23 protein-coding genes and 2 pseudogenes are annotated in these 26,689 nt (G+C 45.0%); 19 read left to right on the forward strand and 6 right to left on the reverse strand.

All coding sequences use genetic code 11. The features are described 5' to 3' along the window. The first annotated feature begins 129 nt into the window (after positions 1-129). From MoGM_RS07430 to MoGM_RS07510, 18 genes and pseudogenes are all read left to right on the forward strand, one after another. Entirely contained in the window at positions 130-672 is a 543-nt protein-coding gene (locus MoGM_RS07430; protein ID WP_104369452.1) for a DUF4268 domain-containing protein, read from the forward strand. A gap of 476 nt (positions 673-1,148) precedes the next feature. Continuing rightward, positions 1,149-2,054: an alpha/beta hydrolase gene (locus MoGM_RS07435; RefSeq protein ID WP_104369453.1), complete on the forward strand. Its 906-nt coding sequence runs from the start codon at positions 1,149-1,151 to the stop codon at positions 2,052-2,054. Between the two features lie 140 nt (positions 2,055-2,194). Further along, positions 2,195-3,355, forward strand: a complete 1,161-nt coding sequence (locus MoGM_RS07440) for a PAS domain-containing sensor histidine kinase (protein WP_104369454.1) — start codon at positions 2,195-2,197, stop codon at positions 3,353-3,355. A 127-nt stretch (positions 3,356-3,482) separates the two neighbouring features. Further along, positions 3,483-3,977, forward strand: coding sequence for an RNA polymerase sigma factor (locus MoGM_RS07445; RefSeq protein ID WP_146078686.1), 495 nt, complete (start codon positions 3,483-3,485; stop codon positions 3,975-3,977). 4 nt (positions 3,978-3,981) lie between these two features. Further along, the gene (locus MoGM_RS07450) at positions 3,982-4,728 is read left to right on the forward strand and encodes a hypothetical protein (RefSeq protein WP_104369456.1); all 747 of its coding nucleotides are present in this window, start codon (positions 3,982-3,984) and stop codon (positions 4,726-4,728) included. 39 nt (positions 4,729-4,767) lie between these two features. Beyond that, positions 4,768-5,580 carry a hypothetical protein gene (locus MoGM_RS07455; protein WP_146078687.1) on the forward strand — a complete coding sequence of 271 codons (813 nt, stop codon included), beginning with the start codon at positions 4,768-4,770 and terminating at the stop codon, positions 5,578-5,580. Between the two features lie 223 nt (positions 5,581-5,803). After that, complete coding sequence (locus tag MoGM_RS13055) at positions 5,804-5,977, forward strand: hypothetical protein (protein ID WP_158249577.1); 174 nt, start codon at positions 5,804-5,806, stop codon at positions 5,975-5,977. An 815-nt stretch (positions 5,978-6,792) separates the two neighbouring features. Then, on the forward strand, positions 6,793-7,785 hold the full coding sequence (locus MoGM_RS07460) for a restriction endonuclease subunit M (RefSeq protein WP_104369458.1): 993 nt from the start codon (positions 6,793-6,795) through the stop codon (positions 7,783-7,785). Positions 7,786-7,801: 16 nt separating this feature from the next. Then, complete coding sequence (locus MoGM_RS07465; RefSeq protein WP_104369459.1) at positions 7,802-8,890, forward strand: Fic family protein; 1,089 nt, start codon at positions 7,802-7,804, stop codon at positions 8,888-8,890. Positions 8,891-9,102: 212 nt separating this feature from the next. After that, the gene (locus MoGM_RS07470) at positions 9,103-13,038 is read left to right on the forward strand and encodes an Eco57I restriction-modification methylase domain-containing protein (RefSeq protein ID WP_233210203.1); all 3,936 of its coding nucleotides are present in this window, start codon (positions 9,103-9,105) and stop codon (positions 13,036-13,038) included. Positions 13,039-13,075: 37 nt separating this feature from the next. Further along, positions 13,076-13,864 (forward strand): hypothetical protein, encoded by a 789-nt coding sequence (locus MoGM_RS07475; protein WP_104369460.1) that lies wholly within the window; start codon positions 13,076-13,078, stop codon positions 13,862-13,864. A 103-nt stretch (positions 13,865-13,967) separates the two neighbouring features. Then, positions 13,968-14,299: pseudogene (gene rhuM / locus MoGM_RS07480) on the forward strand (RhuM family protein); the annotation flags it as partial. Between the two features lie 232 nt (positions 14,300-14,531). Then, complete coding sequence (locus MoGM_RS07485; RefSeq protein ID WP_371410515.1) at positions 14,532-15,035, forward strand: DUF177 domain-containing protein; 504 nt, start codon at positions 14,532-14,534, stop codon at positions 15,033-15,035. 12 nt (positions 15,036-15,047) lie between these two features. Next, entirely contained in the window at positions 15,048-15,236 is a 189-nt protein-coding gene (gene rpmF / locus MoGM_RS07490; RefSeq protein WP_104369462.1) for a 50S ribosomal protein L32, read from the forward strand. After that, entirely contained in the window at positions 15,236-16,255 is a 1,020-nt protein-coding gene (locus tag MoGM_RS07495; protein WP_104369463.1) for a beta-ketoacyl-ACP synthase III, read from the forward strand. The genes rpmF and MoGM_RS07495 overlap by 1 nt, the downstream gene beginning before the upstream one ends. 86 nt (positions 16,256-16,341) lie before the next feature. Beyond that, positions 16,342-17,223: a GTPase Era gene (gene era, locus MoGM_RS07500; RefSeq protein ID WP_104369464.1), complete on the forward strand. Its 882-nt coding sequence runs from the start codon at positions 16,342-16,344 to the stop codon at positions 17,221-17,223. A gap of 72 nt (positions 17,224-17,295) precedes the next feature. Continuing rightward, positions 17,296-18,609 (forward strand): ribosome biogenesis GTPase Der, encoded by a 1,314-nt coding sequence (gene der / locus MoGM_RS07505; protein WP_104369465.1) that lies wholly within the window; start codon positions 17,296-17,298, stop codon positions 18,607-18,609. A 22-nt stretch (positions 18,610-18,631) separates the two neighbouring features. After that, positions 18,632-19,057: a hypothetical protein gene (locus tag MoGM_RS07510; RefSeq protein ID WP_146078688.1), complete on the forward strand. Its 426-nt coding sequence runs from the start codon at positions 18,632-18,634 to the stop codon at positions 19,055-19,057. A gap of 226 nt (positions 19,058-19,283) precedes the next feature. On the opposite strand, the pseudogene MoGM_RS07515 reads toward MoGM_RS07510, so the two are convergent. The 5 genes and pseudogenes from MoGM_RS07515 to MoGM_RS13060 all read right to left on the reverse strand — a co-directional run bounded on the left by MoGM_RS07515 (position 19,284) and on the right by MoGM_RS13060 (position 25,090). Next, positions 19,284-20,366: pseudogene (locus MoGM_RS07515) on the reverse strand (linear amide C-N hydrolase). Between the two features lie 239 nt (positions 20,367-20,605). After that, entirely contained in the window at positions 20,606-22,756 is a 2,151-nt protein-coding gene (locus MoGM_RS07520) for a sensor histidine kinase KdpD (protein ID WP_104369467.1), read from the reverse strand. 209 nt (positions 22,757-22,965) lie between these two features. Further along, the gene (locus MoGM_RS07525; RefSeq protein WP_104369468.1) at positions 22,966-23,730 is read right to left on the reverse strand and encodes an ABC transporter ATP-binding protein; all 765 of its coding nucleotides are present in this window, start codon (positions 23,728-23,730) and stop codon (positions 22,966-22,968) included. A gap of 262 nt (positions 23,731-23,992) precedes the next feature. After that, positions 23,993-24,739, reverse strand: a complete 747-nt coding sequence (locus MoGM_RS07530; RefSeq protein ID WP_104369469.1) for an ABC transporter permease — start codon at positions 24,737-24,739, stop codon at positions 23,993-23,995. A 189-nt stretch (positions 24,740-24,928) separates the two neighbouring features. After that, positions 24,929-25,090 carry a hypothetical protein gene (locus MoGM_RS13060; RefSeq protein WP_158249578.1) on the reverse strand — a complete coding sequence of 54 codons (162 nt, stop codon included), beginning with the start codon at positions 25,088-25,090 and terminating at the stop codon, positions 24,929-24,931. Between the two features lie 214 nt (positions 25,091-25,304). Here MoGM_RS13060 and lptB point away from each other — a divergent pair, with 214 nt between their 5' ends. After that, the gene (gene lptB, locus MoGM_RS07535) at positions 25,305-26,138 is read left to right on the forward strand and encodes an LPS export ABC transporter ATP-binding protein (RefSeq protein ID WP_233210205.1); all 834 of its coding nucleotides are present in this window, start codon (positions 25,305-25,307) and stop codon (positions 26,136-26,138) included. Between the two features lie 199 nt (positions 26,139-26,337). Here lptB and MoGM_RS13330 read toward each other — a convergent pair. Further along, on the reverse strand, positions 26,338-26,689 hold a 352-nt coding region (locus MoGM_RS13330; protein WP_233210206.1), incomplete at its 5' end, for a hypothetical protein.

Genomic DNA, 26,689 nt, shown 5'->3' on the forward strand with positions numbered 1-26,689 from the left:
TCGTTCCCCCGGACACGTCATGGTGTCCGGGGGAACTTTTTTTTGTGTCCCGGCGTCATGCGTTCCGTCAGGTGGCGGCCTTTGTGGGTCACCCGATAGACATATGGGGCTTACGCATATGAGATTCAATTGATAAAGATAGACCATAGTCCGGCCGCGCCGGTTTTCAATGTCATAGCTAAACCCAATGGATGGAGCAAGGATGTTAGAAGCTCTTCAAGTCAGGCGTCTTCGGATAATAGAACGGATTCGGAGATGGCACGATATGAGTTTTGGTCATCTTTCTGTGAGTATATGGTAGCTAATCCATCCGATAAATTCAGAACCCAATCCCCTTCATACAGCCATTGGATGAATATAGCCATCGGCCGTTCCAAGTTTCAGATCTCACTGCTTTTGAATGCAAAAGAGCGGAAGATCACCGTTCAGCTTTACTTGGGTGGCGACATGGATAAAAAGAGTTTCGACAGATTGCTTTCCTATAAAGCGGAAGCTGCTATTGGACATGCTTTGGATTGGAGAAGGCTTGACGGAAAGAAGACATCGACGATAGATTTATATAAGCAGTGTGACTATACGGATAAGTCTGTCCAGCCCGAACTGTTTGATTGGTTAAAGACATATACGGATAGGTTTGTTGCTTTTTTCAGGCCAATCATCAAGAAATTGTAACATGGCTGTTATTGCCGTACCGTCGTTGTCTTAAAAGAAGCTGGTATTTATCACATAATTACCCGCTTTCTCATCTTCATGGAGTAATGTGTCTATTCTTCAGTTATACATGTCCGTTGGTATTATGATATGGTTGACACAATGTGAACCGTGAAGTTCGTTACGCCGACCGGCGTAATGGACTTTACTTTTATTGTATGAAGCGGCAATTGTTTATATCGGCATAACCGGTCTTTTGCCATGCTCACGTTTTGTGTAAGACGAAATAACATAATCTGTGGCTGCAGGCACAATACTCATGAGATTTAATTATATAATAATATATGGGATATTCATAATCGGTAATCTTGGTTGTTTATTCGGGCAATTGTCCACGGCATATTTTCGAGCATTGCTGTAATTTTGCGGTGGATAGAACGGTTTACGGCCTGTTGTGCCAATATCGTATTTTAATAATGAAATCAAGAAAATCTATTATGAGTATTAAGACAATCGTTGTGACATGTCTGATATCCGCCGCTACTTGCGTTGTGGCGCAGACAAACAGAATTCCGGAGACGGACAATACGGCAAAGTTAAATCTGACAGAGGAATGGGATAAGACTTTTCCGAAGAGCGACAAGGTAAACCACAGTAAGGTTACGTTTGTAAACCGTTTCGGAATAATGCTTGCGGCAGACATGTACGTGCCTAAGAGTGCGGAAGGCCGTCTTGCGGCAATAGCGGTCTGTGGTCCTTTCGGAGCGGTAAAGGAACAGTGTTCCGGGCTTTATGCTCAGGAGTTTGCAGAACGAGGGTTTATCACTGTCGCTTTTGACCCGTCGTTCACAGGTGAGAGCGGCGGAACACCACGCAGTGTGGCTTCTCCCGATATCAATACAGAAGATTTCAGTGCGGCGGTGGACTTTCTTACCACTCTGGATAATGTGGATAAAGAGCGCATCGGGATACTCGGTATTTGTGGCTGGGGCGGTTTTTCGATCAATGCAGCTGCCGTCGATACACGTATCAAGGCTACTGTGGCTTCCACGATGTACGATATCAGCCGTTGTCAGTCGGCCGGATATTTCGATGCTTCCGACAGTGATTCCGCGCGTCATGAAATGCGTGTCCGGCTTAGCGCTCAGCGCACGGAGGACGCTCATACCGGCACTTACAGGCGTACGGTGATCTATGCCGACGAGATTCGTAGCGCCGTGCTTCTTGTCCATGGCGAGAATGCGCACTCGCGCTATTTCAGCGAAGACACTTTCAAGTCGCTCAAAGGCGGCAACAAGAGGTTGCTCATCGTTCCGGGAGCCGTTCATACCGATTTATACGACAAGACAGATGTCATTCCGTTCGACGAGATTGCCGGGTTCTACATGACATATTTGAAATGAAAGTGTTGCCGGAATATACCGTTTGCCTATCGTTCCGGCCGGTATCATGGCGGAGAGAGGATTTGTTGAATTCCTCTTTCCGCCATGATTGTACAATATAACAGCCTCTTTACCGTTTAAAATATATTATCCGAATTGTTATGCAGTGGACAGACCGTATCAGACAGGTGAAGATAATTCTGGTGATTGCCGCCGTGTTGATAGCCGTGGCGTCGCTGGCGGTGTCTCATTTTCTGGTCAGGGATCTGTCTGACGAGGAACGCACGAAGATGGAGATATGGGCGCAGGCATTGAACGCGTTGAACAATGCCGACGAGAACACCGATGTCTCCCTTGTGCTCAACGTCATACAAGGCAACAACACCATCCCCGTGATAGTGATGGATCCGGGCGGACGGGTCACTGACTATCGCAACATCGATATCAAGGCCGGCAACGAGGCCGACTCCATTGCATACGTGGCCGAACTCGGCCGCCGCATGTACAATAGCGGGCGGTATATCCGTGTCGATTTCGGTACCGACCGAAAAGACTACCAGCTCGTTTGCTACGACGAGTCGACGATGCTCAAGCGCCTCTATTCGTATCCTTACGTGCAGTTGGGCATAGTGTTGATATTTGTCGTCGTGGCTATCTTCGCACTTCTTTCTTCAAAGCGTGCCGAGCAGAACAAGGTGTGGGTGGGCCTTTCCAAGGAGACGGCACACCAGCTCGGCACTCCCATTTCGAGCCTCATGGCGTGGGTCGAGATACTGCGCGAGAACTATCCCGACGATGAACTTATTCCGGAGATGAACAAAGACGTGCGCCGTCTGGAACGCATTGCCGAGCGTTTCTCCAAAATCGGTTCGCTGCCGGAGCCTGTCGACGCGAGCATGAACGAGGTGCTCGACCATGTTGTCGACTATATGGCAAGACGGACGTCGGCCAGTGTCGACATCGTCCGTCGCTTCCCCGACCATGACGTACGGGTGAGGATGAACGCCTCGCTCTTCGAGTGGGTGATAGAAAACCTCTGCAAGAACGCCGTCGACGCCATGGAAGGCCGCGGACGGATAACGCTCACCATGTTCGACGAGCACGACCGTGTGGTCATCGAGGTGGCCGACAACGGAAAGGGCATACGCCGCAAAGACATAAAAAACGTGTTCACACCGGGCTTCACTACCAAGAAACGCGGCTGGGGCCTCGGCCTCTCGCTCGCCAAGCGCATAGTAGAGGAATATCACAAGGGGCGTATATACGTGAAAAACTCGGAGATTGGCAAAGGCACTACGTTCAGGATAGAACTTCAGAAATAGATGGTTGTATGGTGAAAGCCTTGCCGCTTCTTTCAGTCCGATATCCGGTATATTGATTAATATATGTTAAAGACTGTTTGCATGTTATGTTCTTGTGTGTCTTTATATTGTAAACAGCTTTGAAGATATGGACGAAAAATCATTTGAGCATATAGCCGGGCGCCTGCGCGACAGGGCCGCCATGCAGGCACGGCGGTTCGGACTCGACATTGCTGATGCCGAAGACATAGCGCAGGATGTTATGCTGCGCATGTGGCAGATGCGCGACGACCTCGACCGCTTCCGTTCGCCGGAGGCTTTGGCCATGACTATCGCCCGTCGTCAGGTGCTCAACTCTTTCAGACGCAGGCAGCCGGAATCAATGGATGCCGTACCGGCAGACTTGGCGAGCACCGCATACGGCCCGTTAGAGGATATCGAAGACAAGGACAATGAGGAGTGGCTCGCCGCCCGACTGGCCCGGCTTCCAGAGACGTGGCACACCATATTATATATGAGGCAGGTGGAGAGATGCGGTGGTTCGGAGATTGCCGCCCGGCTCGGTATAAAGGAATCGTCGGTGCGTACATTGCTTGCCCGGGCCAGAAAGATATTGCTTGAGAAAATGAAAGAAAGGAGGTAGAACAATGAGGACAAATCACTCAAAAGAGTACATCGCCATACTGATAGACAGGTTTATGGCCGGAGATACCACAGTGGATGAGGAGCAGGTGCTGGGAGATTATTTCCGGACAGCCCGTGACATACCGGAGGAATGGAAGGCGTATAAAGATATGTTTTCATATTTTGACGACGGGATGCGCGAAAGGCGCCCGCCGCTGCGCATCGCATGGCCGGTGCGTTCCCTGTTGACGGCTGCCGCTGTGGTGCTGGTGCTTTTCGGTATCGCCGTTGCGGGGTGGCAGTTCCGCTTCGGTGAAGAGCAGCCGCGCCTTTCATGCAATGCAGATGTGCCGGCGGTCAGTCCCGGCCGCGCTCCGACTGCCGGAATGGAATCCCGTGAGACAGACTTAGACAATCGCCTTGCCGTAACCGGTGTGGAGAAGCCTGCCACAGAAAAATCCGGCGGTAACCCACGGATGAATAAAAAGAATAAAGCCGGACAGAACCGGCTGACGTATGAGAAGCCAATGTCAGACCGCACACCGGCCGCATCTTCGGAGAAGCCGGCAGAGATGACTCCCGAAATGATTTATGCCCGTGAGAAAGCGGAGTGTCTTGCCGCAATGGAGGCCGTCCGACGGGCAGACAACAATGAGGTGATGTTGCAGGCGTATGAGGCTATGATGCAGAGAAATGCAAACTATATACTCGTGACCGATGAAGACGATAACTATAAAATCGTCGCCCGTGATGCTGTTATTGTATTGTGACACATATTCAATTAATAACCTATTATAAAAAGAAGAATTATGAAAATCAGAAAAATCGCAGTCTTGTGCATGGCCGCTGTATGCGCCATGCCGGTTTTCTCTCAGGAGAATATAGTTGAGACGTTTAAGCGACTGGAAAAGCGCGTCGACCTGATAACGGGCGAAAACCACGTGAAGGGCATAGACAAAGCGACGGGCGAGGTGAACAGCACCACGGATGTATACGTTTTTTCGCTCGGTAAGGAGGATGTCAATCTGATTGATGATGTAAAGAGAGAATTTGCCAAAGACCGTGAGTCGGCCGCCAAGATATTCTCCCGATCAGGTACCGGCGCTCTCAAATCACGGCATTCCGTTATCTCCGTCGGATCGGGCGACTTGAAGATAAATGTGGGGAGCAATGACCCTAAATCCAGTTATATGGTGATGGTCTTCCCTGATGTGAAGGATACGGCCCGCAACCGCCGCCATGTGTATGCCATTGAGTGGAAAGAAGACGGCAATGGCGGAGCCGAAATGTCGTTGATTGCCGATTATGGTGCCAAACCGGAGCCAAAGAAGGCATCGCATTCCACGTTTGAAAGCGATACGGAAGCGGAAACCCAATGGCTTTATACATTCAATATGTATATCAAAAGCATGAAGAGGGCGCTGGAAAGAATCAATAAAGGAGAACTTACAGTATTCCCGACAGAGATATATAAAAGCAGTTTGAAATGTCCGGTGAAAGACGCTGAAATGCGCAAATCATGTGCAGGAGAGTTGCGTGCGATAGCCGCGAAACTGACTTCGCCTGATGCGAAAATAGAGAAAGACCTTCTACTGAGAGCGGCCGATGCGCTCGAGAAATAGCCGCAGGCCGTTGTCCTTACGCCTTTAAACAACAGGGAGCGCCACTAAAAAACGCTCCCTGTTGTTGTATGAATATAGAGACTATTTGTAATTTTGCCGCCCAAGAAATATTGTATCTGTTGTAAATATGCGGTTTACAGCCATTTAAGATTGATATGAAAGGGCTGAAAGACGACTATACACACATCTCGTTTTTGCCCTTGACGACAGCTACTTCGAGGCGATGGACGCTCTTGAGGTGAGAAAGGGCGATGTGGCTGTCGACCTGTTCGTGAGGCGGGCTGCCGAGAGTTGCTTATATTTGAGCTTTCATATCTCGGGCGAGGTGATGGTGTCGTGCGTTGCCGACCGTTCGGAACTATCTTTACAAATTGCTTTTCAAAACTCACTTGTTTAAAAATAAAAGTCCGGCGGCCGGAAATACGCGAGTTTTCGGATGGTTTGTGTAATTGCCTGTAAATCAGTTGTATATCTATTTTGTGTCTCGAGCGATGCCAGGAAAGCCTCGTTTTGGAAAGTCCGATCCGGCCGTTTAGTATCCCGTTGGGTTGCATTTAGCGTCCCGTTGCTTCCCAACGAGTATCTAAACGCCGCGCAACGGACGGCATAATGCAACCCAACGAGCCGCTGAATGCACGTTTTTGGCAAATCGGCCGATTGTCTGCCGGCCGCTTATCGCGATATATATCACATTGTCCACTCTGTTTCGATGAAAAATAAAGTGTTAAATTTGTGATAAAATAATTACAAAATATCATACCGTCGGGGGCCGTCGACAACAGTTTGATATGCCCGTGGCTTGCGCTATTTTACCGTCGTATTACGATAAGCGTCAAAATGTGTTGTGACATGCACCGAAATACACGTCAATTAATATCTCGTTATAACGCAAACAAATAAGTCATTAATTGCGCCGCAATTAATGACTTATTTGTTTGCGACGGTAGCCGGCTTGTTTGCCTGTTTCCGATATTTCTTTATGTAGTGTCAATTGTTTTTCACGGATAACTGCTATTACAAATAAAATTACTAACTTTGCGTCAGATGTGAAAGTGTTGTAACTTCATGTCCGACGAAGAGAAAAAGTCCTGTAAAAAGGCGGAGGAATAACAGTTATGAGCGAAAACAATTGTATAGAACATAAAGGCAATGCTTATATATTGCGAAGTGGAACCGGCGGAGACATAATAAGCTCCGGTAATATATATATTTATGTGGCATAGCGAAACAGACATATTGGAAGATTATATACTGGATATCTCACCGGATTTATTCAATACCTTACTCAAAGATCATACAATGAGTACGGTTGATAATCAGCGAAATATATTATGGGCAACGGCAGATTATGAATATCTTGGTAAGGGGTATGAATACAAGTCTCCTATCCGACCCGAACTTATTACGGGAAAAAATGGCCACGTCATCATGCCGCGTGTATTAAAAAGGCGGGATTTGCAACGGGACCGCAGTCGCGAGAAAGCAGAAGTGTTTACCCCGTCATGGATTTGCAATACTCAAAACAATCTGGTCGACCATGACTGGTTCGGGCGTGAGGATGTGTTCAATCACGAGAACAATGACCATACATGGACAACAAGCACGGAGAAAATCATATTTCCCGAGGGTAAGACATGGCGCGATTATGTCCGTAGCACACGGCTTGAAATAACATGCGGCGAAGCTCCGTATCTCGTCAGCCGGTATGATACAACAACCGGCCTTCCCATCGCATTGGAAAACCGCATAGGTCTACTTGACCGCAAATTGCGCATCGTGAGCGAGAATACCGAAACATCGGGCGAATGGTTGAAATGGACGCAAGTGGCGTTTCAGAATATATACGGATATGAATGGCAGGGTGACAACCTGCTGATAGCCCGCGAAAATCTGCTGATGACATTCATAGATTATTATCAGGCAAAATTCAACAAGGCTCCACAGTTGAAGTCATTATTATATATTGCCTATATAATATCATGGAACTTATGGCAGATGGATGGGCTTAAATGCGTTGTACCCGACAGTTGTGGCTTGAAACCATCTGTTGAACAGTCGTTGTTCGACGAACCGAAAATGAATCATTGCGAAGGTTGCAGAACCGGCAATATGCACAAGCACAACGGTGTTTATTGTATTATCAAGGATTGGGAGGCAAAATCACCCAAAGACAAAATACGTTTTGTAGATTTAATTAAAAGATAAAATGTCATAACACAATATGAGAGAATACTCCATTCCAACATTACCGCTTCCTTATGATTTGGAAACCAAGGAAATATTGAAGCAGTTGACCAACTCCCATAGGAGACTGGCGGAATTGAAAGGTGTTGCCCAAACGATTCCAAATGAACAGATACTCATCAGTACGCTCACATTGCAGGAAGCAAAGGATAGCTCTGAGGTGGAAAACATTGTCACAACTCAAGATGATTTGTATAAAGCGGGATTAGATTATAGACAGACAATTATCAATGCATCTACAAAGGAAGTGCTCGCTTACCGCGAGGCGATAAGTAGAGGGTTTGCCATGGTACGTAGAACACCGTTGTTGACCAATGGCGTTATAAAACAAATACAGTCGGAGCTGGTGCACAACAATGCCGGTTTCAGAACTAATCCCGGTACTCGGCTAATTCGTGAAGATGGTCGTGTTGTTTATACTCCTCCACAAGATAAGGAACAGATAGAACAATACATGCAAAACTTGGAAACGTTTGTCAATGATGAAGCATTATGCGATTTAGACCCACTCATAAAGATGGCGATTATTCATCATCAGTTTGAAAGCATCCATCCTTTCTATGACGGGAATGGACGCACAGGGCGTATCATAAATGTTTTATATCTGGTTACATCAGGCCTGCTCGACCTGCCTATATTGTATTTGAGCAGGTATATTACTCATCATAAAGCTACGTACTATCGACTCATTCAAGCCATACGTGACAAAGGCATGAATAATGCAAAGGAATGGGAAGAATGGATACTATACATACTGAAAGGTGTTGAGGAAACGGCTGTGGATACGATTAGATTGGTAAAAGGTATTTCCAAGTTGATGAATGACTATAAAGCGGTTTTGCGTCCTTTATTCGGCAAGCAATACAAACATGAATTGATAAACAATCTTTTCTTCCACCCATATACGAAAATAGAATTTATGGAAAGGGATTTGATGCTGAATAGAAAAACTGTAGCAAAGTACCTTGATATGATTGTAGAATCCGGGCTTCTCCGTAAAGAGAAAATAGGGAGAGAAAACTATTACATTAATATTCTGTTGGTAGATTTGTTTATCAATCATTGAATTGGATGAAGATGCTCCGGTAATAGAATCAATAAGCGGATAATCTGTACACGAGAATTAGATTTTATGTATATGTTGATATGAACGTGTCCACGAAAGTGGCATTTCATGGACACGTCATTGTGAATATGTCCACGAAAGTGACATTTTGTGGACACGGGTTAATTGAAAATAAGAAGTCTTTGTCTCGTTATTAAAAGAAAGGAAATAATATGGCAGACGTAAATATAAAATTAGATACAACGCTTCTTGACGGTCTGATTGTAGGACGGGTAGAACCGCATATCTATGCGTTTTCAACTGAAACCGTACCGAACTATTTGAAAGTCGGTGATACGTCACGAGGAGTACGGGTGCGTTTGGATGAATGGAGCACAATATTCCCGAATTTGGTAAAACGGTACGAACATTCGGCACAGATAGATGAGAATACTATTTTTCGGGATTATGCAGTTCACTCGTTTTTGGAACAAGAGAAAGGAAGAAGTAGGTTGCAACCTGATACTTTTCATGATTTGCCCTACTATTCAAAGGAATTTTTTGAAGGAGCTACAACGGCAGATTTAGACGAGGCAATATATGATATTCATCAAAGTGCTCTTAATAAAGACGGCAAATATCGGTTTTATTCTCCCGATCGGTTGCCGCAAACATTAATTTATGACAGGACGGCAAGTTATTCTCCACGGGATAATCAGCAACAGGTTATAGACAGTTTTAAAGCGGCGGTAGCTGCCGGGCGGACAAATCTGTTGCTTTATGCGGTCATGCGGTTCGGCAAATCATTTACGGCAATGTGCTGTGCCAAAGAAATGGATGCTAAGGTTGTTGTTATTGTTTCTGCGAAAGCCGATGTAGAAGAGGAATGGAAAAAGACGGTTGAGAGCCATGTCTATTTTGCCGGTTACAAGTTCTTGAACAGTAAATCGTTGAGAAGTTGTGAGACAATCATTGCAGATACACTCGCGGTAGAGGAGAAAGTGGCATTGTTCTTAACGTTACAGGACTTGCAAGGCGAGAAAATCAAGGCGAAGCACAAAGAGGTTTTCGAGCGGCAGATAGATTTGCTCATTATAGATGAAACGCATTTTGGTGCCCGTGCTGATTCATACGGGAAAGTGTTGCAGGAGCAAAAAATCAAAAAGAGTGAAATAGACAGCGAATTGAAGAATGTCGAAGGCTTTGAAACGCTTGATAAGGTTGAAGACGCCGTAAAAATATTGAAAGCGAAAATCAAGATACATCTTTCCGGCACGCCATATCGGATTCTGATGGGAGATGAATTTCAGAAAGAGGATATTATCGCCTTTGTGCAGTTCACTGATATTATTGACGCTCAAAAGCAATGGGATGAAGAGCATCTGAAAGAAGATGAGTGCAACGAATGGGATAATCCATACTATGGCTTTCCGGAAATGATACGTTTCGCATTCAATCCGAATGCTTCATCAATAAAAAAGATGGAAGAATTACGTAAAAGCGGCATTACATACGCATTTTCCGAATTATTTCGTCCACATTCGATTGCTTCTGATGCTAACGGTAGTCACCGGCAATTCATACACGAGGCTGAGATATTGGATTTACTGGAAGTAATAGACGGCTCGAAAGAGGATGAGAACTTGCTTGGATTTCTTGATTACAATAAAATTAAAGATGGAAAGATGTGTCGGCATATCGTCATGGTATTACCTTTCCGCTCTTCTTGTGATGCTATGGCCGCATTGATTTGTCGGGAGAAAAAGCGTTTTAAGAATCTGAACGAATATGAGATTATTAATATAGCAGGCTTTGACGATATAAAGAAGTATAAACAAACAGATGATGTGAAGCGGACTATCAAGGTTTGTGAGGAAAAGAATCGCAAGACATTGACTTTGACCGTTAACCGCATGCTGACAGGTACGACTGTTCCGCAGTGGGATACAATGATTTATCTCAAAGATACAGCTTCTCCGCAAGAATACGATCAGGCGATATTCCGATTGCAGAATCAATATGTGAAGACTTTTAAAGACGGAAGCGGCAATATCATTAAATACAATATGAAGTCGCAGACGTTGTTGGTTGACTTCAATCCGAACCGCATGTTTCGTTTGCAGGAGTTGAAGTCTCAGCTATACAATGTCAATACGGAAGTTCAGGGAAATGTACAGTTGAAAGAACGCATAGCAAAAGAATTGTCTGTCTCACCTATCATTGTACTGAATAAGAATAAATTACAGAAAGTAACGCCGACTAATATTACCGATGCCGTACGTGAATATTCTCGTAATCGTAGCATAAAGGATGAAGCGTCGGATATACCGGCAGATAGTATCCTTTTGAGTGATACCGAAATACTAAAAGTTATTCAAGGGATTGCCCCGATTGATGATAAAAGCGGTTTGCAAATAAAGCCGTCAGAGGGTGAGGGAGATGATTATGATAATCCTGATGAGCCGGCTGGGCAACAAAAAGGTGATGCGAAACTGGAAACCAACGATAATCCACAACCCGAATATCCGCAAGAAGTTGAAAACGATAAATTGGGAAAACGGTTAGCAGCCTATTATGCTCGTGTTCTCTTCTTTGCCTTTTTGACGGAATCTACTGTAAAGTCGTTGGAAGAGATTATATCTGCAATTCCGGCAACGGAAGATAATCGACGTATTGCTAAGAATCTTGGTTTGAATATAAAGGTCTTGACTACAATTCAGCAAAAGAGTAATCCGTTTATCTTGCAGAAACTCGATTATAAAATAGAGAATACAAACGATTTAATACGCGATGCAGCTCTTCAGCCTATTGAACGTGTAGAGGTTGCCATGAGCAAATTCGGGCGCTTTTCTGATTCTGAGATTGTCACGCCTGCAAAGGTGGCAGATGAGATGGTTGAAATTCTACCGTTTGAAGAATTGGATAACAAAGAAGATGTTAAATTCCTTGATATAGCGTCTAAACAGGGAGAATTCTCCATAGCTTTATATAAGAGGTTTGGCGAGAAAGTAAAAACAAGAATATATGCAATTCCGACATCTACATTGGCATACGAATTTACGCGCAAGATTTACGCCATGCTTGAGATGCCTATTGAAAACATCTTCTCCGATTTTAACTCGTATGATTTAATCGGAAAAAACAACGAAAAGATAATAAAGAAATTAAGAAATATGAGATTTGATACAATTATCGGCAATCCGCCGTATCAAAGAAATGATGGAGGAGGAATGGGCTCAAGTGCACCTGCTATTTATAACTATTTTGTTGATATAGCACGTAATTTATCTACTCAATATATTTGTATTATTACCCCTTCTCGTTGGTTTACAGGAGGTCGTGGATTGGATGAATTTAGGGATAATATGTTGAATGATAATCATTTAAGAATTCTGCATGACTATCCTGATGCATCTGATTGTTTCCCAGGTGTTGAAATAAAAGGTGGGGTCAGCTATTTCTTAAGGAATCGTCATGAGGACGGTTTATGTACGGTTGTAACTCATAATGGTAATAATATTAATGTGGTAGAGCGTCCGATGCGTGAGCAGAATGCAGAGGTATTTATAAGAGATAGTAAGATTATTGATATTTTACGAAAAGTACAGAAACTAAATGAACAAAGATTCTCTGATATAATCAGTCCAAATGATCCATTTGGTTATGATATTAGGGAGAATAATAGCTATAAACGAGTGAAGCCTGATTTCAGCCTTGCTCCATTTAATGATAGTATAGAGTTTTATTATAATGGATGGCGTAAGAATGGAGTCGGTTATATTAAACGAGAAACTGTTAGAAAGAATGTTGAATGGATAGATTATTATAAAGTATTAATACCCAAAGCTTGGGGCGTAGGAAATTCTAAAGTTGATTGGATAACGCCATTTATTGTAGAGCCAGGGTCTTGTTGTACAGAGACTTATTTAGTTATAGGTCCATATGAAAGCAAACAAGTAGCGGAAAATGTAGTCTCTTATATGCAGACTAAATTATTTCATCTATTAGTCTCAATCGTTAAAATAACACAAAATGCGATGCAAAAGGCGTATTCGTTTGTACCTATGCAGGATTTCTCCAAGTCATGGACAGATGCGGAATTGTATAAGAAATACAATTTAAATGATGATGAAATTACATTTATAGAGTCGATGATAAAACCAGTATAAATTTTGGAAAATAAAAGTTTGATATAATAATGTTTGTATGAAAAACTATATAATAGAAGTTAAAGGAGAAATTGTAGCCAATGCAAAGGTACATTATGCACAAGGTTGGACTTGTTGTGATATGGGTTCATCTATAACAAATGATAGTTATTCTTATGACAGAAAGACTCATACTGTAATTAGTAATTTAGTTTTAAATGAAAATAGAAGAGCTGTTCCTTATGCTATATATTTTACGGAAAAAGGAATAGCCATAGATAGTACAGGAAATATATCTTGTTATCCGGGATATGGCGCAGCATGGGAGTATTATAAAGAAAATATTGCAAAAATATTGAATTTATTGAAGTGTGAGGCCCCTAAAGAAATAGAACAAACATTTTACAACGGTTTATATACTGATGTTTTCTGCATATTGGAATTATTCCTTTCTGATTTCATTCTCTGTATGATATATTCGAATGAAAAAGTTTATGAGAATGCTGTTACTTATTATAAAACCTTGCGCAAATTCACAAAAGAAGTTTCTGATATAGAAAGGCAGGTGCATAATTTCTTCTTTAAAGGGGTAGTATATCATCGATTTGATAAAGTTGAAGATATGTTTATGAAGATAATTAGTATAGAAATTCCCGATTATAAGAAACTCAGAGTATGTCTTGATAAGCGAAACAATATTGTGCACAGATTTTATTTCTCAAATATAGATAGAATGGAATTAGTAAATATAACATTGGAGGATATAACAAATTTGATAAAGGAAGCAAATACGTTTGTTGGCAAACTTATAGAGAATGTAGATAAGGTATATCCGAAGAAAATATAAAACCAAACAGATAAAGCACTCAACGTGTCGTTATAAGATAAACTTCAAAAATAGAACTCAATATATAATATTTGGCTATACGGCGAAAAATATAAGAGAAGTTATGAACGAAGCAAACAAGATAATACTCTATCAGGACGATGATGAGATAACCCGTGTGTCGGTACGCTTTGCCGATGAGGATTTGTGGCTGACACAGAATCAGTTGGCAGATATATATTGTACTACGCAGCAAAACATAAGTTAACATATCGATAATATCTATAAGGATGGCGAATTGAATGCAGAAGCAACTCACAAGAAATTCTTGTTAGTTCGCCAAGAGGGTAATCGGCTGGTAAAAGAGGCATAGACCATTACAACCTTGATATGGTTATTGCTTTGGGCTATAGTGATCAGTCGCAGGTTGCAACACGTTTCCGCCGTTGGGCGACATAGTGGCTTCATGAATATATCCAAAAGGGAGATGAGAAAACTGAGAGACAAGTAATTCGTTTTATTGATTTTTATTTGATTTGATATTGTTGTCGAAAACGAAAAAAGCATGTGACAGTCTTTAAAAAAGCGTCTCTCTTGTTGCCCGAATGAAAAAATATTTGTAACTTTGCCGCCCGAAACAATATTGTATCTATTGTAAATGTGCGGTTTACAACCTTTTAAGATTGATTTGAAGGGGTTGAAAGACGACGAGACACGCATCTCGTTTGCCCTGGACGACAGCTACTTCGAGGCGATAGACGCCCCCGAGGTCAGGAAAGGCGATGTGGCTGTCGACCTGCTTGTAAGGCGGGTCGCTGACAGTTGCTTCGATTTGAGCTTTCATATATCGGGCGAGGTGATGGTGCAGTGTGACCGCTGTCTCGATGACATGCCACAGGCGATAGTTACAGACAACCGCATGGCGGTTAAGTTCGGCGACGAATACTCGGAAGACGATGACCTCGTGACGGTGCCCGAGGACGACGGTGTTCTCGACACGGCGTGGTTCATCTACGAATTTATAGCTTTAAGCATCCCCATCAAGCACGTGCATGCACCTGGAAAATGTAACCGTGACATGATAGAGACGCTCGCAGAGCACTCAGCTACCCGAAGTAGTGAAGGGGAGGCAGATAAGCCTATGGATCCGCGATGGAGTGGACTATTGAAGATTAAAGAACCAAAAGATTAAAATTAAAGAATTATGGCACATCCTAAAAGAAGACAGTCGAAGACTCGTACACTTAAAAGAAGAACCCATGACAAGGCAGTAGCTCCCACACTGGCAGTATGCCCCAACTGCGGCGCTTACTACGTATACCACACAGTATGCCCCACTTGCGGTTATTACAGAGGCAAGGTAGCTATCGTTAAGGACGAAGTGGCTGAATAATGGAAAAGATAAACGCGATAATCACCGGTATCGGCGGCTACGTTCCCGACTATATCCTCAACAATGAGGAACTGTCGAGAATGGTAGACACCAATGACGAGTGGATTATGACGCGTGTCGGCATCAAGGAGCGGCGTATACTCACCGAGGAAGGCCTCGGCACGTCATACATGGCGCGCAAGGCGGCAAAAGATCTTCTCCGGAAGACCGGCGTGGATCCCGACACCATCGATGCTCTCATAGTGACCACATCTACTGCCGATTACAAGTTCCCGTCCACCGCTTCAATCGTGCTGGGCAAGTTGGGATTGAAGAACGCCTTTGCGTTCGACATGTGGGCCGCATGCTGCGGATTTCTCTACACTCTCGACACGGCGGCAACGATGATACAAAGCGGCCGGTACAAGAAAATAATTGTAATCGGAGCCGACAAGATGTCGTCGGTGGTAGACTATAAAGACCGCAGTACATGCGCGCTTTTCGGAGACGGAGCGGCCGCTGTGCTTGTGGAGGCCACCACAGAGCAGAATATCGGAGTGATGGACTCGCACTTCCGCACGGACGGAAAGGGTCTGCCTTTCCTGCACCTGAAAGCGGGAGGCTCAGTCTGCCCGCCGTCGCACTTCACCGTAGACCACCGTCTGCACTACCTCTATCAAGAGGGTCGCACGGTGTTCCGCTATGCAGTTACGAGCATGAGCGACGACTGTGCCCTCATAGCGGAGCGAAACAACCTCGACAAGAGCAACATCGCTTACGTGGTGCCCCATCAGGCAAACATGCGCATCATCGAGGCCGTGGCCAAGCGTCTCGACCTGTCTATGGAGCAGGTTATGGTGAACATCGAGCATTACGGTAACACCAGTGCCGCCACCATACCGCTGGCGCTGTGGGACAACGAGAGCAAGCTCAAGAAAGGAGACAACCTTATATTCACGGCTTTCGGAGCCGGGTTTGTACATGGTGCGTCATACTACAAGTGGGCTTACGACGGCGCGTCGGTAGCGGGAGCGAAATAATAACAACAACAATACATCATAAAGAAAACGCATCCTAACTATGATTAAGGTGCGTTTTTTTTCTCCCTCATCATAACATCGTATATATGCATAAGGCAGGATTCGTGAATATTGTGGGAAATCCCAACGTGGGCAAGTCGACGCTGATGAACCAGCTTGTGGGTGAGCGAATATCGATAGCCACTTTCAAGGCGCAGACAACGCGCCACCGCATAATGGGCATAGTCAATACGGACGACATGCAGATAGTGTTTTCCGACACTCCGGGCGTGCTCAAACCCAATTATAAGTTGCAGGAGTCGATGCTCGCTTTCTCCGAGTCGGCCCTGCAAGACGCCGACGTGCTGTTGTATGTCACCGACGTGGTGGAAAATCCCGAGAAGAACAAGGACTTTCTCGACAAGGTGTCGCGCATGAAAGTGCCTGTTCTGTTGCTTATCAACAAGATAGACCAGAGCGACCAGAAGACGCTTGGCGACACGGTGGAGCGTTGGCACAGCCTGTTGCCCAACGCAGAGATTCTGCCTATCTCAGCTCTGAACAAGTTCGGGGTGGACATCCTGTTGCGCCGCATAAAGGAACTGTTGCCAGACAGTCCGCCGTATTTCGGCAAGGATCAGCTCACAGACAAGCCGGCGCGTTTCTTCGTAAGCGAGATTATCCGCGAGAAAATATTGCTCTATTACGACAAAGAGATACCTTACTCGGTGGAAGTGCGTGTGGAACAGTTCAAGGAAGACGACCGCCGTATACACATCAACGTGGTGATCTATGTGGAACGCGACTCGCAGAAAGGCATAATCATCGGTCATCAGGGTGTGGCGTTGAAAAAAGTGAGCAGCGAGAGCCGTAAGGCCCTCGAACGGTTCTTTGGCAAGAGCATTTTCCTTGAAGTGTTCGTCAAAGTGGATAAGGACTGGCGCAGTTCGAAGCGCGAGCTTGACAGTTTCGGGTATAATCCGGATTAGTAAGGCACGGTATGGAAAAATTGGGGTATATATCGGAGTGAGGAAAGTATATAGGGTATAAAAAGTGATAGCATGGCAAATTTAGTAGCAATAGTAGGACGCCCCAATGTGGGAAAGTCGACACTTTTCAACCGTCTGACCAAGTCGCGCCAGGCCATTGTCAGCGATGAGGCCGGAACGACACGCGACCGCCAGTATGGCAAGTGCGAGTGGAACGGACGGGAGTTTTCAGTAGTAGATACCGGCGGATGGGTGGTTAATTCAGACGATATCTTCGAGGAAGAGATACGCAAGCAGGTGATAATAGCCACGGAGGAGGCCGATCTCGTGCTCTTTCTTGTGGACGTGATGAACGGCGTGACAGACTGGGACGAGGATGTGGCGATGATTCTGCGCCGTACCAAACTGCCGGTAATTCTCGTGGCAAACAAGACGGACAATAACGATATGCAGTATTATGCGGCCGAGTTTTACTCGCTCGGTCTGGGTGAGCCGTTCTGCATAAGTGCCGCTACGGGTAGCGGTACGGGCGACCTGCTCGACATGGTCGTGGGCAAGTTGAAGTCAGACAACAGTGAGTTGCTCGAAGAGGGCATTCCCCGGTTTGCCATCGTCGGAAGGCCGAATGCCGGCAAGAGCAGCATAATCAACGCTTTCATAGGTGAGGACCGCAACATAGTAACCGAGATTGCGGGCACCACGCGCGACAGCATATATACCCGTTACGATAAGTTCGGCTTCGATTTCTATCTCGTGGATACGGCAGGTATACGCCGTAAGAACAAGGTCACGGAGGATTTGGAGTTTTACAGTGTGATGCGTTCTATCCGGGCTATAGAGAACAGCGACGTGTGTGTGCTGATGATAGACGCCACTCGCGGCATAGAGGCTCAGGACATGAACATCTTCCAGCTCATACAGAAGAACAACAAGAGCCTCGTTGTGGTGGTGAACAAGTGGGACCTTGTGGAGGATAAGACCCAGAAGGTGATAGACACTTTCGAGAACGCCATACGGAAGCGCATGGCTCCGTTTGTCGATTTCCCTATAATCTTTGCCTCGGCAATCACCAAGCAACGTATATTCAAGGTGCTTGAGACTGCAAAGGATGTCTATCTGAACCGCAAGGCCAAAATCGGCACGTCGAAACTCAACGAGGTGATGTTACCTCTCATAGAAGCATTCCCGCCGCCATCGATAAAAGGTAAATATATAAAGATAAAATACTGCACGCAGTTGCCGAACACGCAGATACCTTCTTTCGTGTTCTATGCCAATCTGCCTCAGTATATCAAGGAGCCTTATAGGCGTTTCCTTGAAAATAAGATACGTGAGAACTGGACGCTTACGGGTACTCCGATAAACATCTTCATCCGTCAGAAGTAAAACCGCTTAACGGGTCTTGAACATGACATTGACATCTTTCAGGCGATTTATGGCAAAGGCCGCTATATTGTTGCAGATGGCAGTCGTTGTGCTTTTTGTGTCGTGTGGCGGTGAAGTATCACCGCAAGAGTTGGCCGCTGTCAGTGCCAAGGGCTATTACGAGCACCTTATATCAGGTGAGTATGAAGCCTATCTGTCGGGTGTGAACATGGCCGACAGCCTGCCCGAGGGTTACCGCGAGCAGTTGCTCACCAATGCCAGGCAGTTCATGGCCCGACAGAAAGATGAGCATGGCGGCATAACGGGAGTGTCGGTGGTTGGTGCAAGCACAGATTCGGTTGCCGGTCACACCAATGTTTTTTTGCTGTTGTCTTTCGCCGACAGTCTGCGTGAAGAGGTTGTCGTGCCGATGTTGGAGGTGAGGCCTTCGGAATGGCGTATGAAATGATCGCCATTTATTTGGTATACACGTTGTGAACGGTGTATGATGGGATGTTTTCCGATATAAGAGAAATTGGTATGTCAAAACTGTTTTTTCACTTGTCTGGGGCTGTAAACAAACGTTTTTGATATCAGACAAAATAATTAAGCCACGGAGATACAGAGGCTGATGGGCGTAGAACGCTTCCCTCTCTATCTCCGTGACTTTGTTTATTCATGCGTATTCGATTGGTTTATCTTATGTCAACCGTGACAAAATGCTGTTCTTTCTGCTTGTCGAGAGGCGCAGAGTGATATTTTGTTCTGACGAAATCAATCTTGTTGAGGTCGATACAACGTATGTCGCTGTTGTACATCGTGCGGTAGTATATCTTTCGCCCGCTGATGTCTGTTGCTGCGGTCCACTGTGTGGCGCTTGGAATATCCGGCGGTGTGACGTTGTGTTCGCTTTCAGTTCCTATCGGCACATCAAAGTTGTTTAATATGTGGAAGCATTGTGTTATTGTCTTTTCCGCTGTCGCTTGTCTTGGCGCCGTGGTCTGGAAGTATGCGGCCCTGATGAAGCGTGAAGGCGGTGTGAAATCTCCCGGAAGTCCGAGGAGACCGCTTCCGGCTCCTGTGGAGTTCAGTTCCGTCTCGCCGAGATACTTTGATTTTACCGTGCCGGGAAACAGATTGATGTAGTTGTTGAGATTTGTCATGTGCCACTCGAAGCCGGGCGCGTTTGTCAGCACACCGAGTGTGTTTTCATGGAATGCAGGTTTGCCGTCGGTTATTTCCAGAACGACCTGACGTCCGCTGCTGTCTATGATGCGCCAGTGGGCTGTAGACGCTCTGCTGTCTATCGTTACAATATGTATTTTGGCTATCGCTGTTTTCATTTCATCGATGGTCTTGAAGTTGCCGAGGATCCACGGCACGAGTTGAAGATCGCCGACAGACATTGATTTGTGTCGCGGGTCATATTATTCATACTTACCGTATTTCGGGAAATAGAACAGTCCGGCCGACAGTCCGGCCTCGTTTATTCCTTCAACGACAAACTCCTCCATCTCGACGGCCATGCCCACGTATCCGTATTTGGCCTCGATTGTCATACCTTCTTTCTTTCCGGACGGTGTTATTGCGTTCTGTTTGTGTTTTCTCGGCACCACTATAATCCGGCTGTTCAGGTCATTGCCGTTCCATTCTATCGTGCGGGCCACGACGGTGTTGCCGTCGGCTGTCTTTAATGTGATACCGGTGCATGCCTCAGACGGAGTGGCGCATGCCAGCGACAATACTGCCGCAAATAAATATGTGTATCTCTTTTTCATAATGATGTAATTGTTAGTTGATAACGATTGCAAATATACGGATAAAAGTTCTGTATGCTGTAGCCTTTTTACCATTATTACAATATGTTATGTAGGGTTTGGTTACGCATAGTGAAATAATATGATTTAATATAAAAAGAAGTATTGTATTGAAACGGGTATTGATAATAACCTATAATGGCACGGCAAGAAGCCGTGCCATTATAGGTTATTATCGTATGCGATTGGTGTGCTTTTCGTTAGTTTGCTGGCATCGCTGTAGGTTGGATGTCCGTGGGAAGGACAAGCACGAAGCGTGCCCCTTGGGTATAGGCGGTGTCTACAAATATTTCTCCCGACAGTTTTTCGGCGATTAACCGGCAGATATTCAGGCCCAGACCCACTCCTTGCTTGAAGTCATCGAGTTTCTTGAACCTGTCGAATATGGTCTCGGCTTCTTCCGGAGGAATGCCCACTCCGGTGTCTGTGACAGAGAATGTAAGCTTGCCTGGATTTTCTGTTGTGGAGCAGTGCAATCTTATTTCGCCTTGTTCAGTGTATTTCTCTGCGTTTGTGAGCATGTTGATGAATACTTGGTCAAGTCGTTTCGCATCTGTGACAAACTCATAATCATCGTCTACCTCCGACGTGGAATACAGTTTCACGTTCTCCGGTTTACGGTGTATCACTGTATTGACAGCCATTGCCATCATCTCATTGCATTTGTGCTTGGCGAATGTCAACTGGTAGTTGTTGCTCTCCAACTCAGATATTTTCAGTATGTCGTTGATTAGTGTCATCAACAGCTCCGTGTTGTTGTTTATGATGACACCGAATTTGGCTTTCTCTTTATCTGAAAGTTCCATTTCCTGTTGTAACAGAAGTTGCGAGAATCCCACTATGCTGTTTAGCGGAGTGCGTATCTCATGGCTCATGTTCTGTATGAACTTGGTCTTCATGTTGTTTGCCGTTTCGGCCTCGTTGCGTGCTATTACAAGCTCGTTGTTTTTAGCTTGCAGCACTTTCAGTGTCTTTTCTCTCAGCCGCTTGCGGTTTAACAGATATATAATGAATACGATAAGTATCATTATGGCCACACCGGATAATAGAACTTTCGTCCTTGTACGGTTTTTGTCGGCCTCGAATTTCATTATCTGCTGTTCGTTGAACATCTGGTGCATCACCTTCTCGCTTTCATGCATGCTGATGTTGGCTTTCATCTTCTGAGCCTCCAACTCTGCGTTTTCAAGCATTATTTTTTGTTTTTCAGCATGCTCTTTCTCTGCGAGAATCTTTTGTTGTAGTCTTTGTTGCTCGAACATCGCGTTTTGCATCTCCACTTTCATCTTCTCGTTCTGCAACTTGTCGTATCCCATTTGCGCGTTGATCTCGGCGATATCGTTGTCGTGTATGGTGTAGAATGTCGAGTCGTTGAATCTGTTCAGCCTCGTATGGTATTTGTATGCTTGTTTCCAGTCGTTTCTCTGCTTGCTTATTTCAAGAAGCATGTTAAGTTTTACATCGGGTCTTGATATTCTCTCGGCATATTTCAAGGCTTCATCCGTATTTCCTTCGAGCAGGTTCCTGTATGCTTCCAACTCGTTTGCCTTGCCTGTGTAGTTTTTGGCGAGTGTGAGCTTGTTTTGCCGTGCCGTGATATTGGAGTATTCCTTGTCGAACTTACGCTTGTCTTTTTGGAGAAAATAGATCTTTGCCCTGTCGAACATTGCCAGCAGTTTGCTGTCGTCCGATTTGGTTTCCTTAATGGTTCGGGTACATATATTCTCAGCTTCCGAATAGTATTTCTCTTTTATAAGACATTCCGTATAAGGTCTTGTTATATCGCCAAGATCCTGATCGGGCAGGTTTGCCACGTGGTAATCGAACGCTTTTTTGAATGATTCGAGGGCCAGTTTGTTGTTTCTGCGGTGGCTGTATATATTACCGAGATTTTTCAAACTGTAATATATACCGTAACTGTTGTTGTCACTGATGGCTTCCTTGTGCATGGTCTCCGCTTTCCGAAGTGCCTGAAACATCCTGTTTTGCGCGATGTCGTGAAGTATATCCATCCTCAGGGCGAAATAATAGTATTGCGTGTATCCGAAAACTTTGGCCAACTGTTTCATGTTTTCCACCGTCTTGTCGAACAGGCTTTTGTTTTTCGCGTCTATGCCGTAGTGCTTTACTTGTACCGCAAGTGCGATACACTGTGCTTTTTTATCTCCGTTTTTTACGGCTTCGTCAAACATTTTCTTACTCAGCCTCAAACCTTCGGCGTTGTGCACATTGGCTTCGGCTTCCTTATACATGTCGTACAGCCTGTCGTCTATTTTATACAGGTTGCTTTGTGCGTTTACGGCTATTATGGCAGTAGATATTAATATGATAATAGTAAAAAATCTTTTCATTCCTGATTAGAGTTGATGGGCAAAGGTAATGATTTTTATTTTAAAAGTTATTCAAGTATGTAAAAATACTTCATAATTTGTATTATGTTTACAGTATCTGGCCTTTTATTTATTTTCTTTTGCAGAAGCAAGAGGAGTGCAGGTGTGTTTTTCTTGTTGCCTGTAGATATGCGTAAAGGTCGTTACTGTTGTTTCGGCAGTATGTCAAACTATTGTTTACCGGTCACCGCTTTACGCATTTTTTTCAATAAATCGCTCGCAAAGATGAAATCCGTGAGCTTTTGATTGTCAGAGTCCATGATGTCTTTACTGTGACCCTGCCATTCCTTGCGGCCTTCATATATATATAGGATATTGTCGCCGATGCCCATCACCGAGTTCATGTCGTGTGTATTTATGATTGTCGTGATGTTAAATTCTTGCGTAATGCCTCTCAGCAGGTCGTCTATCACGAGCGATGTCTTGGGGTCGAGTCCTGAATTCGGTTCATCACAGAAAAGGTATTTGGGATTCAGCGCAATGGCTCTCGCTATCGCCACGCGCTTTTGCATACCTCCCGAAATCTCTCCCGGATACTTGCTTTCAGCCTCGGATAGGTTTACCCTGTCGAGGCATGTACGTGCGCGCTTGATTCTCTCTTTAAGGTTCATGTTCGAGAACATGTCGAGTGGGAACATTACGTTTTCCAGAACGGTTAGCGAGTCAAATAATGCCGCACTTTGGAAAATCATGCCCATCTCGCGGCGCAGCATGATCTTCTCTTTCTTAGACATAGCCACGAAGTCGCGCCCGTCATACAAAACTTCCCCGCTCGTAGGGTCGAGAAGACCCACGAGATTTTTCATCAGTACGGTCTTTCCGCTTCCGCTCTGTCCGATGATAAGGTTTGTCTTCCCGTTTTCAAACACCGCACTGATGTCTTTTAACACCTGTCTGTCCTCAAACTGCTTACAGAGATTTTTTATTTCAATCATAGTTTATAGCTTCTTTGCTTTTTTACACGTTACTTATGCATCCGGCATTCACGTAAATATCAAACTCCTCGCTTTCTTCATCTGGTTTATTGCGGTCTCATTGGCATGTATTTTAATTGGCTTGATTGCCGATGGAAGCTTCTTTACCGGTGCTTTGCGGATTTCTTTCCGCTGTTTTACTGATTATTTTCCGGCTTTTCCTTATTTTATTGCCTATGTCTTTCCGCTTTATGACGGTCTTTTCAGTGCTTGCTTCCGCTGCTTACGACAGCAGTTGGGTGAGGAATACGTCTGAGCAGAGAATCAGTACGCTGCTGCTGACCACGGCATCCGTGCTGGCCTTTCCCACATTTACCGAGCCGCCATCTACCGTATAGCCGAAAAACGACGGTACGCTCGATATGATAAAAGCGAAGAATATGCTTTTGATGATGCTCATCCACACGAACCAGGAATTGAAAGAATGCTGCAGGCCGAGTGTCAGATCTTCAGGACTGAGCACATGCCCCACGTATGCCGTAGCGTATGCGCCGAGTATGCCTGTGGCCGAACTGAAAATTACGAGAAAGGGCATAATCGTTATCAGACCGAGAATCTTTGGCAGTATGAGGTAGCACGCCGAGTTTACTCCCATTATGTCAAGGGCGTCTATCTGTTGGGTAACCCTCATCGTGCCGATTTCCGATGCTATGTTGGAACCGACCTTTCCCGCGAGGATTAGACACATGATGGACGAGGAGAATTCGAGCAGCATGATCTCGCGTGTGGTATACCCAGTCACCCAACGCGGCATCCAAGGGCTTTGTATGTTTAGCTTCATCTGTATGCAGATGACGGCACCGATGAAAAACGATATGAGCAGAACGATACCGATGGAGTTGACTCCCAGTTGCGACATTTCTTTGACATACTCCTTGAAGAACATACGCATGCGCTCTGGCCGCTGGAATGTGCGTCCCATCAGCATGAGATAGCGTCCCAATGTGTTTAGATATTTGAACAATAGCATTTGTCAATCATTTTTATGTCTGCAAAAATAACCAAAATACTCTAAAAACCCTACTTCGGATAAAAGTTTTTTGGATCTCACGGCTGATATTACATTCTATTTAACGTGCGTTTCATCCGTATTACGAATTTTGCCGGCAGACGGAAGTAATACCGCCTGCCGGCAAAATCATTTTAAAGAGATTGGGCATCATCCCCGGTCATCGGTTTCGGGGTCTACACTCATTTCTCTTGCGGCATCCCTCACTTCTTTCTCCGTGGGGTTCTCTCCATCCGTTATCACTTGTTGGATGGGCAGGCCCTGGTTCATTTCAGGGTAGTCCGCGATTGTTGTTTTTCTTGAATAGTCCATAATGTTATCCTTTCATAAATTAGTTAGACATTATCTCCTGTCTGCATGTCGGCCGTCGGCTTCGGATACAGGGAGATGATGCGAAGATACGAAAAACTATGGCAGGCCGGTTCGCTAAGCCGTCGTTTCTAAATCTTTTTCCGCTTTTTTATGAGATTTATTCAGTATCTCACTTTTTTGATGTATTTTTGCAGCGATAAATACGATATGCCTTATGGACGACAGCAAGAATATGGAAACCGTTAACGGCGCGGCAGGAGGCATGACGCTACGTGCCGAAAGCCTCGTCAAGCGATATGGCAAGCGCACCGTTGTCAACGATGTGTCTATAAACGTGAAGCAGGGCGAGATTGTGGGGTTGCTCGGACCTAACGGTGCGGGAAAGACCACGTCTTTCTACATGACTACCGGACTCATCGTTCCGAACGGGGGACACATATATCTTGATGACACCGATATAACCGACTATCCGGTATATAAGCGGGCGCGTGCAGGTATAGGATATTTGGCGCAGGAAGCCAGCGTATTCCGCAAGATGTCGGTGGAGGACAACATACTTTCGGTGCTCGAAATGACGGGCAAGCCGAGAGACTATCAACTTGCTAAATTGGAAAGTCTGATAAAGGAGTTCCGTTTGCAGAAGGTACGTAAGAATACAGGCGACCGCCTTTCTGGAGGTGAGCGGCGGCGTACCGAGATAGCGCGCTGCCTGGCTATTGACCCTAAGTTTATCATGCTCGACGAACCGTTTGCGGGTGTAGACCCGATTGCCGTGGAAGACATACAGCATATCGTATGGCAATTGAAATACAGGAATATCGGCATTCTGATAACAGACCATAATGTGCAGGAAACGCTAAATATCACCGACAGGGCATATCTGTTGTTCGAGGGGCGGATACTATTTCAAGGAAGTCCGGAAGAACTGGCGGCCAACAGCATCGTCAGAGAGAAATATCTCGGACGTGATTTCGAGCTGCGCAAGAAGGATTTTCAAGAGATAGACGAGGAGCGGCGAGCCAAGGAGGCAGCCGAAGAGAACGCTTAGGTGGCGATGATGCCGGTGATGGCATGCCAGGTGATGTATGCCTGCGGCATTCAGTATGAGTAGGGTAGATGTGTGTCGTCTGTTGTGTATTTATTTTGACAGGATCGTGCTATTTTTGTATTTATAAATCATACTTGCCGATATTGTCGGTAATGTTTACAAAAGTCCGTTATATTTACCATGGGTATCCGGATATCTGTCAATAGTTTGTGGCACACATCATAATAAAAGATTCTTTCTGCAAGAGAGCTGCATACCATGGAGTTTCATTTATATGTGTATCACGTTGTATGCGGTTGCCTGTATTTGTGCCATTTTTTTTATTTTGCAAAAGTGTAGTATCGACAGGGCAATTTAAAATGGATGAAAATTTTATCCCCACTAATTTTCTACTGACCCGGAAAATCCGCTGATCCATAATTATTGTGTAAAGCAATTCTGTCGGGATGGCCGTAAAAGAATAATCCGCAATCATCGGCAATGATTGCGGATCGCTTTGTGGGCGCTGAGGGATTCGAACCCCCGACCCTCTGCTTGTAAGGCAGATGCTC

The sequence above is a fragment of the Prevotella sp. MGM1 genome, from assembly GCF_002933775.1.
GTDB lineage: Bacteria > Bacteroidota > Bacteroidia > Bacteroidales > Bacteroidaceae > Prevotella.

What these genes read in the sequence shown, in the direction of transcription:
- MoGM_RS07450 (WP_104369456.1), top strand. Translation starts at nt 3,982, where the DNA reads ATGAGGACAAATCACTCAAAAGAGTACATCGCCATACTGATAGACAGG.
- MoGM_RS13055 (WP_158249577.1), top strand. Translation starts at nt 5,804, where the DNA reads ATGGACGCTCTTGAGGTGAGAAAGGGCGATGTGGCTGTCGACCTGTTC.
- MoGM_RS07445 (WP_146078686.1), top strand. Translation starts at nt 3,483, where the DNA reads ATGGACGAAAAATCATTTGAGCATATAGCCGGGCGCCTGCGCGACAGG.
- MoGM_RS07475 (WP_104369460.1), top strand. Translation starts at nt 13,076, where the DNA reads ATGAAAAACTATATAATAGAAGTTAAAGGAGAAATTGTAGCCAATGCA.
- MoGM_RS07520 (WP_104369467.1), bottom strand. Translation starts at nt 22,756, where the DNA reads ATGAAAAGATTTTTTACTATTATCATATTAATATCTACTGCCATAATA.
- era (WP_104369464.1), top strand. Translation starts at nt 16,342, where the DNA reads ATGCATAAGGCAGGATTCGTGAATATTGTGGGAAATCCCAACGTGGGC.
- der (WP_104369465.1), top strand. Translation starts at nt 17,296, where the DNA reads ATGGCAAATTTAGTAGCAATAGTAGGACGCCCCAATGTGGGAAAGTCG.
- MoGM_RS07510 (WP_146078688.1), top strand. Translation starts at nt 18,632, where the DNA reads ATGACATTGACATCTTTCAGGCGATTTATGGCAAAGGCCGCTATATTG.
- rpmF (WP_104369462.1), top strand. Translation starts at nt 15,048, where the DNA reads ATGGCACATCCTAAAAGAAGACAGTCGAAGACTCGTACACTTAAAAGA.
- MoGM_RS07460 (WP_104369458.1), top strand. Translation starts at nt 6,793, where the DNA reads ATGTGGCATAGCGAAACAGACATATTGGAAGATTATATACTGGATATC.
- MoGM_RS07465 (WP_104369459.1), top strand. Translation starts at nt 7,802, where the DNA reads ATGAGAGAATACTCCATTCCAACATTACCGCTTCCTTATGATTTGGAA.
- MoGM_RS07440 (WP_104369454.1), top strand. Translation starts at nt 2,195, where the DNA reads ATGCAGTGGACAGACCGTATCAGACAGGTGAAGATAATTCTGGTGATT.
- MoGM_RS07435 (WP_104369453.1), top strand. Translation starts at nt 1,149, where the DNA reads ATGAGTATTAAGACAATCGTTGTGACATGTCTGATATCCGCCGCTACT.
- lptB (WP_233210205.1), top strand. Translation starts at nt 25,305, where the DNA reads ATGGACGACAGCAAGAATATGGAAACCGTTAACGGCGCGGCAGGAGGC.
- MoGM_RS07470 (WP_233210203.1), top strand. Translation starts at nt 9,103, where the DNA reads ATGGCAGACGTAAATATAAAATTAGATACAACGCTTCTTGACGGTCTG.
- MoGM_RS07525 (WP_104369468.1), bottom strand. Translation starts at nt 23,730, where the DNA reads ATGATTGAAATAAAAAATCTCTGTAAGCAGTTTGAGGACAGACAGGTG.
- MoGM_RS07530 (WP_104369469.1), bottom strand. Translation starts at nt 24,739, where the DNA reads ATGCTATTGTTCAAATATCTAAACACATTGGGACGCTATCTCATGCTG.
- MoGM_RS13060 (WP_158249578.1), bottom strand. Translation starts at nt 25,090, where the DNA reads ATGGACTATTCAAGAAAAACAACAATCGCGGACTACCCTGAAATGAAC.
- MoGM_RS07495 (WP_104369463.1), top strand. Translation starts at nt 15,236, where the DNA reads ATGGAAAAGATAAACGCGATAATCACCGGTATCGGCGGCTACGTTCCC.
- MoGM_RS07455 (WP_146078687.1), top strand. Translation starts at nt 4,768, where the DNA reads ATGAAAATCAGAAAAATCGCAGTCTTGTGCATGGCCGCTGTATGCGCC.